Consider the following 480-nt stretch of genomic DNA (forward strand, 5'->3'; position numbering starts at 1 on the left):
AATTGCAAATTGCAAATTGCAAAAGAGTCACACCTCCCAATTCCCCTCCTTTGGGAGGGGTAAGGGGAGGCTTCCAATATGTCAACACATCACCTCCAATCCCCCTCCCTGGGAGGGGAATTGGAGGCCCCCTTAAGGTGGTTAAAGCAACAGGGTTCCACCTCTTCCCATTCCGAACAGAGAAGTTAAGCCTGTTAGCGCCGATGGTACTGCGTAAAAGCGGGAGAGTAGGTCGCCGCCGACTTTTTAGAAGAAAGCCGTTCCGGAACACCGGAGCGGCTTTTTTTATGGAGCGGCTTGACTGCCTCGCGCCAAAGAAAGGATATTGTCGCGGCTTATCTTATCGTACTTTAATTGATGTCAGATGATTAGAGGTTAGTTTTATATTACATCTTACATCTAAAAATCTAACGATCTATTGTTTAATCGGTTTTTATCAGTTGATGTTACTTTTAAATGAGATAATTCCTTAGTTTTGTG

General features: G+C 44.6%; 1 rRNA gene. It reads left to right on the forward strand.

The features are described 5' to 3' along the window. Positions 1–133 precede the first annotated feature (133 nt). Positions 134–244: ribosomal RNA gene (gene rrf, locus ATH1_RS0117495) — 5S ribosomal RNA — on the forward strand. Positions 245–480: the final 236 nt, after the last annotated feature.

This window comes from Anaerophaga thermohalophila DSM 12881 (assembly GCF_000191885.1).
Taxonomy (GTDB): Bacteria; Bacteroidota; Bacteroidia; order Bacteroidales; family Marinilabiliaceae; genus Anaerophaga; species Anaerophaga thermohalophila.